Below are 15,679 nucleotides of genomic sequence, written 5' to 3'. Positions count from 1 at the left end.
AATCCAGAGGTATTTGAAAAAAGTTATTTTTTTAAGTGCGCGCCTTGATTTCTAAGAAAACAGCCATTATAATGAGAACAGTTGCGCCAAAAAAGGGAGGCAAACAGACAAAAAAGAACAGGAGAACTTGCCTGAATTATGGACAAAAAAACAAACAACGGCTCTGAGGGAAATGGAAAATTACCAAAGGGTCAGCTTTTGCTTATCCTGATTGCAGTTCTGGTGACGCTCTTTTCTGCAAATCTGATGCGGAGCTATATGGTGAGCAAGAGCCAGAAAGAGATCAGTTACGATGCCTTCATCCGGGATGTGGATGATGGACAGATTGAGTCTGTGACGGTCAGAAGCACGCAGATTCAGCTTCAGTATAAAAAGGATTCCGAGAAATACAATCCGGTGATTCAGTATTACACGATTCCGATGAATGATCTTCAGTTGACAGATCGTCTTTATGAACACGGAGTTAAGATGAAGCGGGAGCTTCAGGATACGACAGCGATGATTGAGACGATCATCAATTTGATTTTCCCGATCGCTCTGTTTGCGATGCTGATGTTTTTCATGTCAAAGCGCATGGGCGGTGTCGGAAAGAGCACGGCGAAGGTGTACATGGAGAAAGAGACCGGAGTGACGTTTGCGGATGTCGCAGGAGAGGATGAGGCGAAGGAGTCCTTGGTGGAACTGGTGGATTTCCTTCACAATCCGGCGAAGTACACGAAGATTGGAGCGAAACTTCCGAAGGGAGCCTTGCTTGTCGGACCTCCCGGAACCGGAAAAACCCTGCTTGCAAAGGCAGTGGCAGGAGAGGCAAAAGTTCCGTTCTACTTCCTTTCCGGATCGGATTTTATGGAACTCTATGTCGGTGTCGGAGCATCGAGAGTCAGAAGCCTGTTCAAGCAGGCACAGCAGACGGCTCCGTGTATCATCTTTATCGATGAGATCGACTCGATCGGAAGAAGCAGAGGCGGTTACGGCGGAAGCGATTCCGAGCAACAGCAGACACTCAACCAGATGCTCTCGGAGATGGACGGAATGGATTCGTCAAAGGGACTTCTCGTTCTTGCAGCGACGAACCGTCCGGAAGTTCTTGATCCGGCGCTTCTTCGTCCGGGTCGTTTTGACCGTCGCGTGATCGTGGACAAACCGGATCTGAAGGGACGTACCGAAATCCTTCAGGTTCATGCGAAAAATGTCTCCCTCGATGAGACCGTGGATCTTCCGGCGATTGCGCTTGCAACTTCCGGTGCAGTCGGTTCAGATCTTGCAAATATGATCAACGAGGCAGCGATTCTTGCTGTAAAGAACGGACGAAATGCGGTCTGCCAGAAGGATCTGTTCGAGGCGGTCGAGGTCGTTCTCGTCGGCAAGGAGAAGAAAGATCGCGTTCTGAGCAAGGAGGAGAGACGGATTGTCTCTTACCATGAAGTCGGACACGCGCTTGTCAGTGCTCTCCAGAAAGATGCAGAGCCGGTGCAGAAGATCACAATCGTTCCGCGCACGATGGGAGCGCTCGGCTATGTGATGCATGTGCCGGAGGAAGAAAAGTATTTAAACAGCAAGAAAGAGATCCAGGCGATGCTCGTCGGATACCTTGGAGGACGCGCTGCGGAGGAGATTGTGTTTGATTCTGTGACGACCGGTGCGTCAAACGATATTGAACAGGCGACGAAGCTTGCGCGCGCGATGGTGACGCAGTATGGAATGTCCGAGAAATTCGGTCTGATGGGACTTGCTTCTCAGGAGAACCGGTATCTCGATGGACGCGTTGTCATGAACTGCGGAGATGCGACGGCAGCGGAAGTCGACAAAGAGGTGATGCGGATTCTCGATGAGGCTTATGAGGAGGCAAAACGTCTTCTGCGTGAGAATCGCGATGTGATGGATCAGATTGCAGAATTTCTGATTGAGAAAGAGACGATCACCGGAAAAGAGTTTATGCAGATTTTCCGCAGATGCAAGGGAATTCCGGAGCCGGAGAGTCAGCCGACACCGGCAGAAAAGCTCGAGCAGGAAACCGAGGAAGAGATTGCTAAGCAGAAAGCTGAGACAGAACTTGCAGAGCAGAATCAGAATGAAGAAATGCAAGAGTTCCCGTCTGCACAAGATGGGAATGGGGATGCGCAGGATGCAGAAAAGCAGGATGCGCCGAAGGCGGAAGCAGAAGAGACAAAGCATCAAACAAATTTGGAAAAAAATTGACAGGATAGATACAGCAAGATCGATTTCGATTGCTCCAACTGCATGGATGGAGTGATAGATGAAATGAATGAGATTTTGCGCCTGAAAAAAGCTGGTGAAAAACAGTGAGGTGACCCCTCAAGGATGGTTTTTCATCAGCTTTTTTCATTTCACAGGATCTCAAATCACAGAATTTTACAAAATTACAAAAATGTCCTAAAATTTACAGTCCCGGAAAGAGCGTCTCGCTGGTGGAGACGGAGGCTTTTGCGAGCGCCTTCTCGACTGCGCGGATCAGTGCCTGGGAAGTGTATTTTGATTCCTGCGGGTAGTTTAGATTTTTGAGGGACTGACTCGCACAGATCTGCTCGCTCAAGTTCTTGGCGGATGGGGCAACGAGGGGATACATCGCAGATACAGAGTCGCTTAATGGGACGAGGGTGACACCGGTGATCTCAACTGCGTCCACAGTGACTTCGACATTGACTTCCTGGGAGCCGAGGTGAAGGGCACTTGAGTAGACACCGGGGTGGTAGAGGGAGACAGAGGCGGAGGCGGGAGTATCTTTTTTGGGGCGGAACATAATCACAAGCAGAAGGATCAGAAAAATGCCAAAACCGATAAATACAGCGGTGTAGATAATTTCCTTCATGCGGAGAACGACGATTTTTGTTTTGGAACTCATGGGGGAGACCTCCGGGGATGTTTGATACAGTGTATTCTCCTGCTAATTATTTTATGATATACTTAAAATTAGTTGGCTCTAATGACAGGAAAACAGAAACAGGTAAATGAGGCAGTTAGATTGTAAGATCATTAGATATCAGTATTGGGTATTAGTATTAGATACGGGTATTAGATGGTGGTATTAGATATTGATTAGAGATCAGACAGGTATGATTAGTTAGGTATCAATCAGATAGATATTAAGTAATCAAGTAGAGGAAGAAATGGAGAAGACAAGACTATGGCGCTTCAGCTGATTTTAGGAGGCTCAGGTTCCGGAAAGACGACAGCTCTCTATGAGACGGTGATTCAGGAGTCGATTCAGAATCCAGACGAGTCTTATTTTGTGATTGTGCCGGAGCAGTTTACGATGCAGGCACAGAAAGATATGGTGATGATGCATCCGGCTCACGGAACGATGAATATTGATGTGCTCAGCTTTCAGCGTCTGGCATACCGCGTATTTGAAGAGCTGGCAGTGGAGAATCTTCAGGTTCTCGACGATATGGGAAAGTCGATGGTGCTTAGAAAAGTCACGGCACTCTGCCGGAAACAGCTTGTGCTTTTTGGCGGTCACTTGAATCAGGCGGGATTTGTCGGACAGCTCAAATCGATGATCTCGGAGTTTTATCAGTATGGTCTGACACCGGAACTTTTGAGAGAGACGGCACCGGAGGCAAAAAGTCCGCTTCTGCGCCAGAAACTCGAAGAATTTGCGGTTGTGTTTGAGAGCTTTCAACAGTATATAGAAGGACATTATATCACGGCGGAGCAGGTGCTCGATGTGCTGTGCCGGATGATTCCGAAATCCCAGATCATCAAAAACAGCAAGATTGCACTCGACGGATATACCGGTTTTACTCCGGTGCAGTATCGTCTGATTGAACTGCTTCTCGTCTATGCAAAGGATGTGACCGTGACCGTGACCGCAGACCCGAGCGAGGCGATTTACCGAAATATGGGAATGCAAAATCTTTTCTATATGAGCCACCAGATGGTCGTGCGCCTGTCGGAACTTGCGGAAAAGAATCAGATCAGGAAACTGCCGGATCGCCTGTTAAATCAGGAACCGTTGCCAAGGTTTAAGAAGAGCCCCGGAATCGGCTGGCTTGAGCGTCACCTGTTTCGCTATGGGGGCGGAAATTTTCAGGGCAAACGGGATCACAGTATTGAGCTCTATCAGGCATCGGGAGTGTCGGAGGAGATTGAGCGCGTGGTTCATCAGATTGGTCGGGCAGTCAAGCAGGAAGGACTTCGCTATCGTGACATTGCGGTTGTCACCGGAGATTTAGAAGGGTATGGCAGGGAGATTCAGCACCAGTTTGCGCTGAATGAGATCCCGTGCTTTCTCGATGACCGCAAAAATGTGCTCGACAACAGCCTTGTGGAGCTGATCCGCTCGGCGCTTGAGGCGGTGCGGAGAGATTTCTCCTATGAGAGCGTATTTCGTTTTTTGAGAACGGGTCTTGTTGTCCGCGAGTCGGAGATGACGGACCGGATGGAAAACTATGTGCTGGCACTCGGAATCCGTGGTGGACGTAAGTTTCGGGAGACCTGGGAGCGGACGTACCGCGGATCGAAAGAGTTAAATCTGGTGGAACTCAATGCGTTTAAGGAGAAGGCGCTTGCTCCGCTGTTTCATTTGCAGGAGGCGTTTCGTCAGGAAGATTTGAATGTGTCCGGGATGGTTCAGGGACTTTGCGATCTGTTGACCGAGTGTCGCGCGGAGGAGAAGATGGAGGCGTATGCCCAGTATTTCCATGAGATCGGGGAATTTCGTCTCGAGAAAGAGTACACGCAGGTCTACGGGCTTGTGAGAGAGCTTCTTGACCGTCTCTCCCAGCTTCTCGGGGAGGAGAAAGTCAGCCGTCAGGAATTTCAGGAAATCCTTGATGCCGGTTTTGCCGAGATCTCTGTTGGTGTGATTCCGGCGACGGTCGACCGCGTCGTGGTCGGTGATATTGTGAGAACACGACTCGCCCATATCAAGGTGCTGTTCTTTGTCGGAGTCAATGACGGGATTGTGCCGATGCACCGGGATAGTGGAAGTCTGCTCTCGGATCGGGAACGTGAATTTTTCGGACAGTGCCATTTGGAACTGGCACCGACGGCGAGGGAGGACAGCTTCCGCCAGCGATTTTACCTCTACCGCCTGATGACAAAGCCTTCCGAGCGTCTTGTCGTCTCCTATTCCTGTGTGGGACCGGACGGAAAAAGTCGTCGTCCGTCTTACCTAATCGGAGAGTTGAGAGCGATGTTCCCGGGGCTCTCGGTGATTCGCGAGGAGTGGGAGACTCGCAGGGAGAAGGAGAAGATTTATTCGCTTGAGGAGGCGAGAAAACAGCTGATTCTCGGAATCGGGGAGTTCCGCGACGATGTGGAGCTGTGGCGCGACAGTTCGGCGCAGGAAGAACAATCGGCGCAAAAAGAACAGAAAGAACAGAAGGAAATGCAGGTGTGGAAAGAACACGCAGAATTTCTCGAGCTTTACCGGTGGTTTTTAAATTCTGCGGAACACCGGAGCGAGGCGGAAAAGATTGCGGATGCCTCCTGTTACCTCTATGAAAAGCAGGGAATCGGTCATGCGGTTGCGCAGGCACTCTACGGCACGATTCTGAGCGGAAGCGTGACGCGACTCGAGCAGTATGCGGCGTGCGCTTATGGACATTTCCTCAAATATGGACTCGAACTTGAGGAGAGGGCAAAATTTGAGCTTGCACCGGCGGATCTCGGAAATCTGTTTCACGATTCGATCGATCTGTGCTTTCAGCGCGTGAAGGATCAGGGGCTTGACTGGCAGACGATCACGGAGGAACAGAGAAAAGATCTTGTGCACAGCTGTGTGGAGAGTGTTGCTCTGGATTACGGAAATCAGATTTTGGGAAGTTCCTCGCGAAATGCCTATCTGGCAAAGCGCGTGGAGCAGATCACGCAGAGAACGGTTTGGGCGCTTCAACAACAGATTCAGAGAGGAGATTTCGTCCCGGCGGGATTTGAGGTGTCGTTTTCTTCTGCCGACAATTTGAATGCGATGAAGATCGCGCTCTCTGAGGAGGAATCCCTGCATCTGCGCGGACGAATCGACCGCATGGATCTGTGCGAGGATGGAGATCAAGTCTATGTCAAGATCATCGACTATAAGTCGGGAAGTACCTCGTTTGATCTGATGGCACTCTACTATGGACTTCAGCTTCAGCTTGTCGTCTACATGGACGCAGTTATGGAGATGACCGAGCGACGTTATCCGGAAAAAAAGGTCGTTCCGGCGGGAATTCTCTACTACAACATTTCCGATCCGGTTGTCCAGAAGGAGGAGCAGGCGGATGCAGAGATGGTAGACGCGCAGATTTTGAGACAGCTTAGGATGAACGGTCTGATCAACAGTGAGCTTGAGGCGATTCATCATCTCGACCGCACGATCGAGAAGGAGTCCGACATCATTCCGGTTGTTCTGAAAAACGGGGAGGTGCAGGAGAGCAAGTCCTCAGTCGCAAATCGGGAGCGTTTCGACTCGCTTCGCACCTATGTGCATGAAAAAGTCCGAAGGATCGGTCAGGAGATTCTCGATGGAAGAATCAGTGTGGAGCCATACAAGAACGGTCAGCGCTCGGCGTGTGATTACTGTCCGTACCATGCGGTCTGCGGGTTTGACAAGAAGTCTGCGGGATATGAGTTTAAGAAGTGGAAAAAGATGAAGTCGGAGGAAATCTGGGAGGAAATATGTCAGACAGATCAGAGAGAGCAGAAAAAGAAGTAAAGAGCGAGAGAGAGAACGCGCGCCCGGAAGAGGCAAAAACGGCGATTAAGTGGACGAGACAGCAGAAGCAGGTGATTGAGAGCCGGGGAAAAAATCTGCTCGTGAGTGCGGCAGCGGGAAGTGGAAAGACCGCCGTCCTCGTCGAGAGGATCATTGAGCTTGTGACGGAAGGCGAGCATCCGCTCGATATTGACCGACTTCTCGTGATGACGTTCACGAAATCGGCGGCGTCGGAGATGAGAGAGCGAATCGGCACAGCGATTGAGAAAAGGCTTGCCGAACATCCCGATGATGCTCACCTCCAGATGCAGTCTGCTCTGATCCATCATGCGCAGATCACAACGATCGACAGTTTCTGTCTGAGCGTGATTCGCGAACATTTCAACCTTCTCGACCTTGATCCGGCATTTCGAATCGGAGATGAGGGAGAGATTCTCCTGCTCCGCCAGGATGTGATGGCAGAACTGATCGAAGATCGATATGCGAATGGAGGGGAGGCGTTTGAGCGTTTCGTCGGGATGTATGCACAGGGAAAGAGCGATGCGGGAATTGAGGATTATATCACGCAGGTGCATGCGTTTTCCCAGAGTAATCCCGATCCGAAGCGATGGCTTGATGAATGTCGGGCAGAGCTGAATCAGAATCCGGAAGAATTAGAATTTAATCAGAATCCGAAGGATCTTGATTTGAAGTCAGAAGATCTCGATCAGGAACTCAAGCAGGCGGGAAAATATCCGAGATGGCTGGAATTTTTGCTTGCGGATATCAGACAGCAGGCGCAGGAGCTCGCACTCCAGATGACGGACGCACTTGAGATCTGCCGTTATGATGAATTTTTAGATGCCTATTCTCCGATGTTTCAGTCGGATATTTTTCAGCTCAAAAAGATTGCCTCGGCACAGAATTTTGAGGAACTCTATGAGGTGCTCAATGAAGTCAGTTGGGATCGCCTTGCAACTGTGAGGAGCAAGGACGTTGATCCGGATTTGAAAGCCTATGTGACCGGATGCCGAGACCGCGTGAAAAAAGCGGTCACAAAGATGAAGGATCTCTGCTGTTTTTCGACGCCGTCGGAGATGTGGAGCGATATGGAGGGAACGCGGGATGGAATCTTGATGCTTCTCGACCTCGCGGAAGAGTTTGAGGAGCGGTTTCAGGCAAAGAAGCGGGAGCGCGCGCTTGTGGATTTCAATGATCTCGAACATCAGGCATTAAAGGTGCTGATCCGGTTTGAGGAAGATGGAAGCATGAGCTTTACGGATTCCGCCGATGAGCTGAGTGAGCAGTTTGAGGCGGTTCTCGTCGATGAGTATCAGGACAGCAATCTCGTGCAGGAAGCACTGTTAAAAGCGGTGTCCGGGGAGCGTTTCGGTCGCCACAATGTCTTTATGGTTGGTGATGTCAAGCAGAGCATTTATCGCTTCCGTCTCGCGCGACCGGAGCTGTTTCTTGAAAAATATGATTCCTATGAACCGTATGAGACCGGGGAAGGAAGCGATAAGAAGATCGAGCTTCACCAGAATTTTCGAAGCAGGAAGGAAGTCCTCGATGCGGTCAACGATGTGTTCTATCGCATTATGACGAGAAATCTCGGAAATATCCGCTACACCGAGGAGAGTGCGCTTCATCCGGGCGCTGAGTTTGCCCCGCTCCCCAATTCATCGGCAGATGCGGATGAGGAAAGGAATTTTGCTCCGATTTTCCAGATGAGAAATCCGCTGATTCCGGAACTCATGCTTGCGGATACCGGGGATGCGTCGATCTCCCAGATGGATGAGGATGTCGCTGATTACACGGCGCGCGAGATCGAGGCAAAGATGATTGTCCGAAAAATCCGGGAGATGACCGATCCGGAGACCGGTGTGATGGTCTGGGACAAGGAGAGCAAGGCGTACCGGAGAGCGTCTCGCCGTGACATTGTGATTCTTTTAAGGAGCACGGCGGGATGGAGCGAGGTTTTCACCTCTGTTTTGATGAACGAGGGAATTCCGGCTTACGCGGAATCGCGCACGGGATATTTTAACACGCTTGAAGTCGAGACGGTTTTAAGTCTGCTCTCGGTGATTGACAATCCGATGCAGGATATCCCGCTTGCCTGCGTGCTCCGCTCCCCGATGTGCGGGATGAGTGACTTGGAGCTTGCACAGATGATGGCGGGCTACCACGGAACTACAAAGAAAGGGCAGGATCGCGGAATCTATGCCTCCCTGCGTTTCTGGCTGAACAAGGCAGAACAACTTATGCAAAACATGCAAAAATCAGAACAGGGACAATCGCAGAGACTGTTGCAGGCACAATCACAGGAACAAGTGCAGAGGCAGTTACAGGGACAACCATTGCAGGGAAAACCATTACAGGGACAGCAAGTCGGTTTGCTTCCGGCCTGGGTTTCAAAACTTGAGAAATTTGCCGGACTTCTCGAAGAACTCCGCCTCAAGAGCATTTACATGCCGATTCACCAGCTGATCTACGAGATCTATGAGAAGACCGGATATGAGCGGTATGTGTCCGCGATGCCGGCGGGGGCAACGCGCAGGGCAAACCTTGAGATGCTTGTTGAAAAAGCCTCCTCCTACGAGAAGACGAGCTATAAGGGGCTGTTTCATTTTGTGCGCTATGTCGAAAACCTGAAAAAGTACAACACCGATTTCGGGGAAGCCTCGACGATCGGCGAGGAAGACGACACGGTTCGGATCATGAGCATTCATAAGAGCAAGGGTCTGGAATTTCCGATTGTGATTCTGGCGGGAATGGGAAAGAAGTTCAACCGTCAGGATCTGTACGGAAAGATTCTGATCGATTCGGAACTCGGAATTGCGACGGACTATGTTGACCCGGAACAGCGCCTGAAAAATACGACTTTGAAGAAAAATGTTTTGAAGCGAAAGATGGAGCTGGACAGCCTCGGTGAGGAGCTTCGTATTCTCTATGTGGCGATGACGCGTGCGAAGGAATATCTGGTCATGACGGGAACCGACCGATCGCTGGAAAAGACGAGGGTGAAATACCAGAGAGTTCCGCTTGTCGACGGTCAGATTCCGTACACGATTCTTGCGTCGGCAAACTCGTATCTGGACTGGATTTTGATGGCGTGTGGAGGAGAGTCAAACGAAGACGTTCGGATTCGGATTTCACAGACAAGCATTCCGAGTCTTGTCGGGGAGGAGCTGAATCGCCAGATCACGACGAGAAAGCAGAGAACATTTCTTGCAGAACTGGATAAAGACCGGGTCTATGATCCGAAGCGCGGTCGGATGCTTCAGGAAACGCTCGGAAAAGTCTATCCGTATGAGGTCGATGTGACACTCCACACAAAGATGTCTGTCTCCGAACTGAAAAAACAGGGACAGCTCACCGATGAGGAGGAGAGCGTGTGCATCGACCGGATTCTCGGGATGAACTGGGAAGCGTGGGAGAGACAGGACGAAGAGGACGAGGAGAGCGGAGAGAGCGAGGAAAAGAAAGAGAACGATCAGAAAGACCAGGAAGATCAGAAAGACAAAAACGACCAGAACGATCAAAAAGAGGGGGATCATGCGGACGGTCTGAGCGCAGAAAACAGGCTTCTCGCGATGAAACGCGGAGCAGAGCGCGGAACTGCGTACCACCGATTTTTTCAACTGCTTGATTTCTCAAAAGTGACGTGCAGGAAGGATATTGAGATACAGAGAAAGAATCTCATGGCGGAGGGACGTCTGAGTGAGTCGGCAAACCACTATATCCGCAATATGTCCATCTGGAAATTCCTTCAGTCGGATCTTGGGAAGCGGATGAGCCTTGCGCAGAGCGAGGGACGGCTTCACAAGGAACAGCAGTTTGTAGTCGGAATTCCGGCTCGAAATATGGGAGCCGGGGATTCCGATGAACTTGTGATCGTGGAGGGAATTATGGACGCCTGGTTTGAGGAGGACGGAGAACTCGTGCTGATGGATTACAAGACCGACCGTGTGGACGAGGAGGAAGTGCTTCGCGAGCATTACAGCAGACAGCTCGATTACTATGCGCGCGCGCTGACGCAGATGACCGGAAAGAAAATCAAGGAAAAATGGATTTATTCGCTTGCACTTGAGCGGGAGATTCCGATGTAAATTCATCCAAAAAATATTTCTATTCTCTTTTGCGCAACCCACGAACAGGAATGGAGGATGGAGAATTCGCAAGCGTTGACTTGAAAATAAGATTTCGGAAAGGAGGGAAAAAGCATCATGACAGGGAAAAAGAAGAAGACGGAAACTTCGGCGGGAAGTTGTGAGAGCTGTATGAATTATGAGTACGACGAGGAATATGAGTGTTACACCTGCGAGGTCGATCTTGACGAGGATGAGATGATTTTGTTCTTGCAGGATAACTTTAAGGGATGCCCGTATTATCGCCGGGGCGATGAGTATGCGATCGTCAGAAAGCAGATGTAAGTTTTTTCAAAAACATCCTATGGAAAATCGGATGAGAAAATGATAGAATATAACACGCTCTGTCATACAGTGACACACAGATCATGGTATTTAAAGTAAAAATGGAGGAAAAGAGAAGATGCAAAAGAAGACGGCCAAATCTTATGAGATTGACATGTGCAACGGTCCGATCTTCGGAAAACTGGTTTTGTTTGCAGTTCCGCTGATTTTGTCCGGTTTGCTTCAGTTGTTGTTCAATGCGGCGGATATCGTCGTGGTGGGACGATTTGCAGGCAAGGAGTCGATGGCGGCAGTTGGATCGACGACGTCCCTGATCAATCTGATGGTCAATTTATTTATCGGCTTGTCAGTCGGTGCGAATGTACTCGCAGGCAGGTATTACGGCGCAAAGAAATTTGAGGATCTTCAGGATACGGTTCACACATCCGTGATTCTTGCGGTTGGTGGAGGCTTTCTGTTGATTCTTGCAGGAGAGACGTTTGCCTCCCCGCTTCTGACAATGATGGGAACACCGGATGACGTAAAACCGTTGTCGGATCTCTATCTTCAGATTTATTTCCTTGGAATGCCGGGAACTCTGCTGTATAACTTCGGAAGTGCGATTTTGAGAGCGGTGGGAGACACGAGACGCCCGCTTTATTTCCTGTTGACCGCGGGTGTGATCAATGCGGTTCTCAATCTTATTTTCGTGATCGGCTTTCAGATGGGCGTGGCAGGTGTTGCGACGGCGACGGTGATTTCCCAGTATATTTCCGCCGGACTCATTGTTCAGTGTCTGGTTCGCTCGGAAGCTCCGTACCGCCTGAGACTGCGCGAGCTTCGCCTTGTTCCGGAAAAGCTGTTTTCGATCATCAAGATCGGTTTTCCGGCAGGCATGCAGGGCGCAATCTTCTCGATTTCCAACGTTTTGATTCAGTCTTCCGTGAACTCCTTCGGTTCCGTGGCAATGGCAGGAAGCACCGCCTCCGCAAACATTGAGGGCTTTGTCTACACCTCGATGAATGCGATTTATCAGACGGCGCTGAGCTTTACGAGCCAGAATTTTGGAGCGGGAAAATACAACAGAATGACGAAGATTCTTTGTTACTGTCTTGGAATTGTGGTCTTCGTCGGAATTGTGATGGGAGATGGAGCTGTTTTCTTCGGTCGTCAGCTACTTGGAATCTATTCTTCGGATCAGGATGTCATTGGCTATGGTGTTGCGCGCTTGAAGATTATCTGCGGAACGTATTTCCTGTGTGGAATCATGGATACGATGGTCGGAGCACTCCGCGGAATCGGTTACTCAGTCATTCCGATGTTTGTCTCGCTGACGGGTGCATGCCTGTTCCGCGTAATCTGGATTTACACGATCTTTGCGGGACACCGGACCCTTGAGACGCTTTATCTCTCGTATCCGGTATCCTGGATCATCACGTTCAGCGCCCATGTGATCTGCTATCTGTTGATTCGGCGCAAAATGGCAAAGAAGCGCGCAGAGAGCGAGCGGAATAGACAGTGAATCACTCCACTTCCGATGCAGATTGTCAGGAGGTAGAGCAGGTTTGCGGGCTCAATGCCAAATTTGAGTGCGAGATCGTGGAACACGATCTGCGTCGTCGGATAGTAGGGGGAGATGTAGAACATGTCTGCCTCCCCGTGTCCGGGCGCAAGGATGTTGATCAGAGTCGCAATCAGACAGCTGACAGCAAAGATCGGAAGCGTGCGCAGAAAACCGCGCCGGGAGAGATCGGATTTTCCGTTTAAGAAGATCCAGATCCCGATCAGGATCAGCAGGATGTGCCAGACGTACCCGTGCAGGGTCAGCGTCCAGTGAATTCCGCGAAATCCGTCCGGGACGGCGAGTGCGGCAATCCCGCCGAGCAGGTTAAAATCCTGCATAAAGGTCGCAATTGAAGTTTTGAGTGTCCGGTTTTTCAGAAATGGAAAAATCAGGCACAGATACATCGGGAGACTGCACAGCTGAAACGGGAAAAACCACCAGTTGTAATGTTCCTGATAGATTGCCACATACAAAAAAATCTGTTTGTAGATCTCGCAGACCGCAAGGAAGAGCCCGCAGAAAAACAGAACGCGGTCGGACTGCCTTTCGGAGAGTGAAGATCGAAATGAAAATGATGAGAAAGAAAAATGTTTGTCCATAGTGCCCTCAGTATAGCACGCTGGGAGAAGAGGGACAAGTCAAAAAATAGAATCCCGCAGGGAAAGAAATAGAAAAAAGAGATACAGAAAAAAAGAAATACAAAAAAGAAACGAACACGGAAAAGAAAAGGACACAGAGAAGAAAAGAACATAGAAAAGAAAGGGACAAAGAAGACATGTTAAAGTGTGAGAGAACAAGCGTGATGAATCTGGAAAATGCAATGCGCGGAGCACGCAATCCGATGAACAGCTGGGCGCGGATGGACAGTGAGTACGACGAGGACGGTAACTACGTGCTCGGTCCGAACGACCTCGATCTGGCAAGACGTCTGAGAAAGGCGGGAAGCGATCACCGCAAGTTTGTGCGCCAGATTTTTGTCTCCGTCGATGTGACGGCGCCGATGTACTGGTGGAAGGAGTATGACACTTACAAAGTGGCAACCGTCGCAAACTCGACGAGCACGATGCACAAGATCCATGCAAAGCCGTTTGAACTCGATGATTTCAGCCATGATCATATGACGGAGGAGACGCTGAAATTTATGGAGACGGTGGTTGCGCAGTTGGAGTCAATCCGCCTGAAATACATGCAGGAGGGAAAGAATAAGGACGACTGGTATGACATGATTCAGCTTCTTCCGTCAAGCTACAACCAGATGCGCACCTGCACGATGAACTACGAGACCCTGATCAACATTTATTTTGCGAGACGCAATCACAAACTTCAGGAGTGGCACACATTCTGTGACTGGATTCTGACACTGCCATATGCGAAAGAGCTGATTGTAGCGGAGGAGGAAGCGTAAGATGAGACTGATATCAGCAGTAGACCGTCACTGGGCGATCGGAAATCAGGGAAAACTTCTCGTGAGCATTCCGCAGGATCAGAAGCGATTCCGCGATCAGACGATCGGCGGGGCGATCATTATGGGAAGAAAGACGTTTGAGAGTCTGCCGGGACAGCAGCCTCTCTATGGACGCCTGAATGTGATCCTGACAAACAACAAGGATTACAAGGTGAAAAATGCAGTTGTCTGTCACAGCGTCGAGGAAGCGCTTGAAGCAGTTAAAGACATTCCGGAAAATCAGGTGAGCGTGATCGGCGGAGAGAGCATTTACCGTCAGTTTCTTCCGTACTGCACCGAGGCGGATGTGACCTGGATTGATTTTACCTACTCGGCAGACACATTTTTGCCGAAACTTGAGGAGGCGGACGGATGGAAGCTCGTCTCAGAGAGCGATGAGCAGACGTATTTTGATCTCTGCTATACCTACCGCCTTTACCGGAGAGAAAAATAAAGGAAACATAAAAGAAAGATAAAAGAAACATAAGAGAGCCAAAATTATAACAAATATAATAAATTTTTTGCATCGTTCCCCAGAGAAAAAGAGTGCTTGAAGTACTCGTTTACTCTGGGGAATTTTGTAAAAAATATTTTCAGAAAAAACGCAACAGTTGCTAAAATTTTAACAAAAACAGCCCCGGCTATTGTTTCTATTAGCGTTTAGTGATAAAATGATAATACTTGAGATGTAAGATGTGTCAGCAACATACAAATAGCAGGAGGTTGAAGAATGTATAAGATATTGAAAGCAGAGAAGCTGGCGGAGAAGATTTACCTGATGGATGTGGAAGCACCGCGGGTAGCCAGATCCTGTCAGCCTGGTGAGTTTGTGATCGTGAAGATGGATGAGAAGGGCGAGAGAATCCCGCTGACCATCTGCGACTTTGACCGCGAAGCAGGCATCCTTACAATCGTATTTCAGGTTGTGGGAGCATCTACTTACAAGATGTCCAAACTTCAGGCAGGAGATTCCTTTGAGGATGTGGTCGGACCTTTAGGACAGCCGTCTGAGTTTGTGAAAGAGGATCTGGAAGAGGTAAAAGGCCGGAAGTATCTGTTCGTTGCGGGCGGTGTTGGTACGGCTCCGGTTTATCCTCAGGTAAAATGGATGCATGAGCATGGCATCGATGTGGATGTCATTGTTGGTGCAAAGAACAAAGAGCTCCTGATTCTGGAAGACATGATGAAGGAAGTTGCCGGCAATCTTTACATTACAACCGATGATGGCTCCTATGTGAGAAAAGGAATGGTAACGGATGTGATCAAGGATCTGGTTGAGACGCAGGGAAATCACTATGATGTCTGTGTTGCAATCGGACCGATGATCATGATGAAATTTGTATGCAAACTGACAAAGGAACTGAATATTCCGACGATCGTCAGCATGAACCCGATCATGGTGGATGGAACTGGCATGTGCGGAGCCTGCCGTCTGACTGTGGGTGATGAGGTCAAGTTCGCATGTGTAGACGGACCGGAGTTTGACGGTCATCTGGTGAACTTTGATGAGGCGATGAAACGCCAGCAGATGTACAGAACCGAGGAGGGACGCGCTATGCTGAAAGCACAGGAAGGCGATACCCATCACGGTGGCTGTGGAAACTGCAACTAACCAAAAC

The 15,679-nt window shown here is 49.7% G+C and carries 10 protein-coding genes; 8 read left to right on the top strand and 2 right to left on the bottom strand.

Features of this window, described 5'->3' with window-relative positions:
- Nucleotides 1–138 precede the first annotated feature (138 nt).
- Nucleotides 139–2,199: an ATP-dependent zinc metalloprotease FtsH gene (gene ftsH, locus ACR0QT_RS00970; RefSeq protein WP_432629039.1), complete on the top strand. Its 2,061-nt coding sequence runs from the start codon at nucleotides 139–141 to the stop codon at nucleotides 2,197–2,199.
- 202 nt (nucleotides 2,200–2,401) lie between these two features.
- Here the strand turns inward: ftsH and ACR0QT_RS00965 are convergent, their stop codons facing one another.
- A complete protein-coding gene (locus tag ACR0QT_RS00965; RefSeq protein WP_432629038.1) occupies nucleotides 2,402–2,863 on the bottom strand; it encodes a hypothetical protein in 462 nt (153 codons plus the stop codon).
- A gap of 282 nt (nucleotides 2,864–3,145) precedes the next feature.
- On the opposite strand from ACR0QT_RS00965, the gene addB reads away from it, so the two are divergent.
- The 4 genes from addB (at nucleotide 3,146) to ACR0QT_RS00945 (ending at nucleotide 12,574) form a co-directional block, all read left to right on the top strand.
- Nucleotides 3,146–6,661, top strand: coding sequence for a helicase-exonuclease AddAB subunit AddB (addB, locus tag ACR0QT_RS00960; RefSeq protein ID WP_432629037.1), 3,516 nt, complete (start codon nucleotides 3,146–3,148; stop codon nucleotides 6,659–6,661).
- On the top strand, nucleotides 6,625–10,749 hold the full coding sequence (locus tag ACR0QT_RS00955) for a UvrD-helicase domain-containing protein (RefSeq protein WP_432629036.1): 4,125 nt from the start codon (nucleotides 6,625–6,627) through the stop codon (nucleotides 10,747–10,749). The genes addB and ACR0QT_RS00955 overlap by 37 nt, the downstream gene beginning before the upstream one ends.
- A 117-nt stretch (nucleotides 10,750–10,866) precedes the next feature.
- Nucleotides 10,867–11,073 (top strand): DUF6472 family protein, encoded by a 207-nt coding sequence (locus ACR0QT_RS00950; RefSeq protein ID WP_432629035.1) that lies wholly within the window; start codon nucleotides 10,867–10,869, stop codon nucleotides 11,071–11,073.
- A gap of 118 nt (nucleotides 11,074–11,191) precedes the next feature.
- Complete coding sequence (locus ACR0QT_RS00945) at nucleotides 11,192–12,574, top strand: MATE family efflux transporter (RefSeq protein WP_432629034.1); 1,383 nt, start codon at nucleotides 11,192–11,194, stop codon at nucleotides 12,572–12,574.
- On the opposite strand, the gene ACR0QT_RS00940 is transcribed toward ACR0QT_RS00945, so the two are convergent.
- Nucleotides 12,511–13,083 carry a TMEM164 family acyltransferase gene (locus ACR0QT_RS00940; protein WP_432629033.1) on the bottom strand — a complete coding sequence of 191 codons (573 nt, stop codon included), beginning with the start codon at nucleotides 13,081–13,083 and terminating at the stop codon, nucleotides 12,511–12,513. The genes ACR0QT_RS00945 and ACR0QT_RS00940 overlap by 64 nt on opposite strands.
- Before the next feature lie 308 nt (nucleotides 13,084–13,391).
- Between ACR0QT_RS00940 and ACR0QT_RS00935 the strand changes: the two genes are divergently transcribed.
- The 3 genes from ACR0QT_RS00935 to ACR0QT_RS00925 all read left to right on the top strand — a co-directional run bounded on the left by ACR0QT_RS00935 (nucleotide 13,392) and on the right by ACR0QT_RS00925 (nucleotide 15,672).
- Nucleotides 13,392–14,021, top strand: coding sequence for a hypothetical protein (locus tag ACR0QT_RS00935; RefSeq protein ID WP_432629032.1), 630 nt, complete (start codon nucleotides 13,392–13,394; stop codon nucleotides 14,019–14,021).
- 1 nt (nucleotide 14,022) lies between these two features.
- A complete protein-coding gene (locus tag ACR0QT_RS00930) occupies nucleotides 14,023–14,514 on the top strand; it encodes a dihydrofolate reductase (protein ID WP_432629031.1) in 492 nt (163 codons plus the stop codon).
- 276 nt (nucleotides 14,515–14,790) lie between these two features.
- Nucleotides 14,791–15,672, top strand: coding sequence for a sulfide/dihydroorotate dehydrogenase-like FAD/NAD-binding protein (locus ACR0QT_RS00925; RefSeq protein ID WP_177977722.1), 882 nt, complete (start codon nucleotides 14,791–14,793; stop codon nucleotides 15,670–15,672).
- The last annotated feature ends 7 nt before the right edge of the window (nucleotides 15,673–15,679 follow it).

The sequence above is a fragment of the Brotaphodocola sp. genome, assembly GCF_050873365.1.
In the GTDB taxonomy this organism is placed as follows: Bacteria; Bacillota; Clostridia; order Lachnospirales; family Lachnospiraceae; genus Brotaphodocola.
This window is presented reverse-complemented; position numbering and strand designations above follow the sequence as displayed.

Excerpts from the sequence above, each read along its gene's own strand:
- ACR0QT_RS00925 (WP_177977722.1), top strand. The coding sequence starts at position 14,791 with ATGTATAAGATATTGAAAGCAGAGAAGCTGGCGGAGAAGATTTACCTG.
- ACR0QT_RS00950 (WP_432629035.1), top strand. The coding sequence starts at position 10,867 with ATGACAGGGAAAAAGAAGAAGACGGAAACTTCGGCGGGAAGTTGTGAG.
- ACR0QT_RS00965 (WP_432629038.1), bottom strand. The coding sequence starts at position 2,863 with ATGAGTTCCAAAACAAAAATCGTCGTTCTCCGCATGAAGGAAATTATC.
- addB (WP_432629037.1), top strand. The coding sequence starts at position 3,146 with ATGGCGCTTCAGCTGATTTTAGGAGGCTCAGGTTCCGGAAAGACGACA.
- ACR0QT_RS00935 (WP_432629032.1), top strand. The coding sequence starts at position 13,392 with ATGTTAAAGTGTGAGAGAACAAGCGTGATGAATCTGGAAAATGCAATG.
- ACR0QT_RS00930 (WP_432629031.1), top strand. The coding sequence starts at position 14,023 with ATGAGACTGATATCAGCAGTAGACCGTCACTGGGCGATCGGAAATCAG.
- ACR0QT_RS00955 (WP_432629036.1), top strand. The coding sequence starts at position 6,625 with ATGTCAGACAGATCAGAGAGAGCAGAAAAAGAAGTAAAGAGCGAGAGA.
- ftsH (WP_432629039.1), top strand. The coding sequence starts at position 139 with ATGGACAAAAAAACAAACAACGGCTCTGAGGGAAATGGAAAATTACCA.
- ACR0QT_RS00945 (WP_432629034.1), top strand. The coding sequence starts at position 11,192 with ATGCAAAAGAAGACGGCCAAATCTTATGAGATTGACATGTGCAACGGT.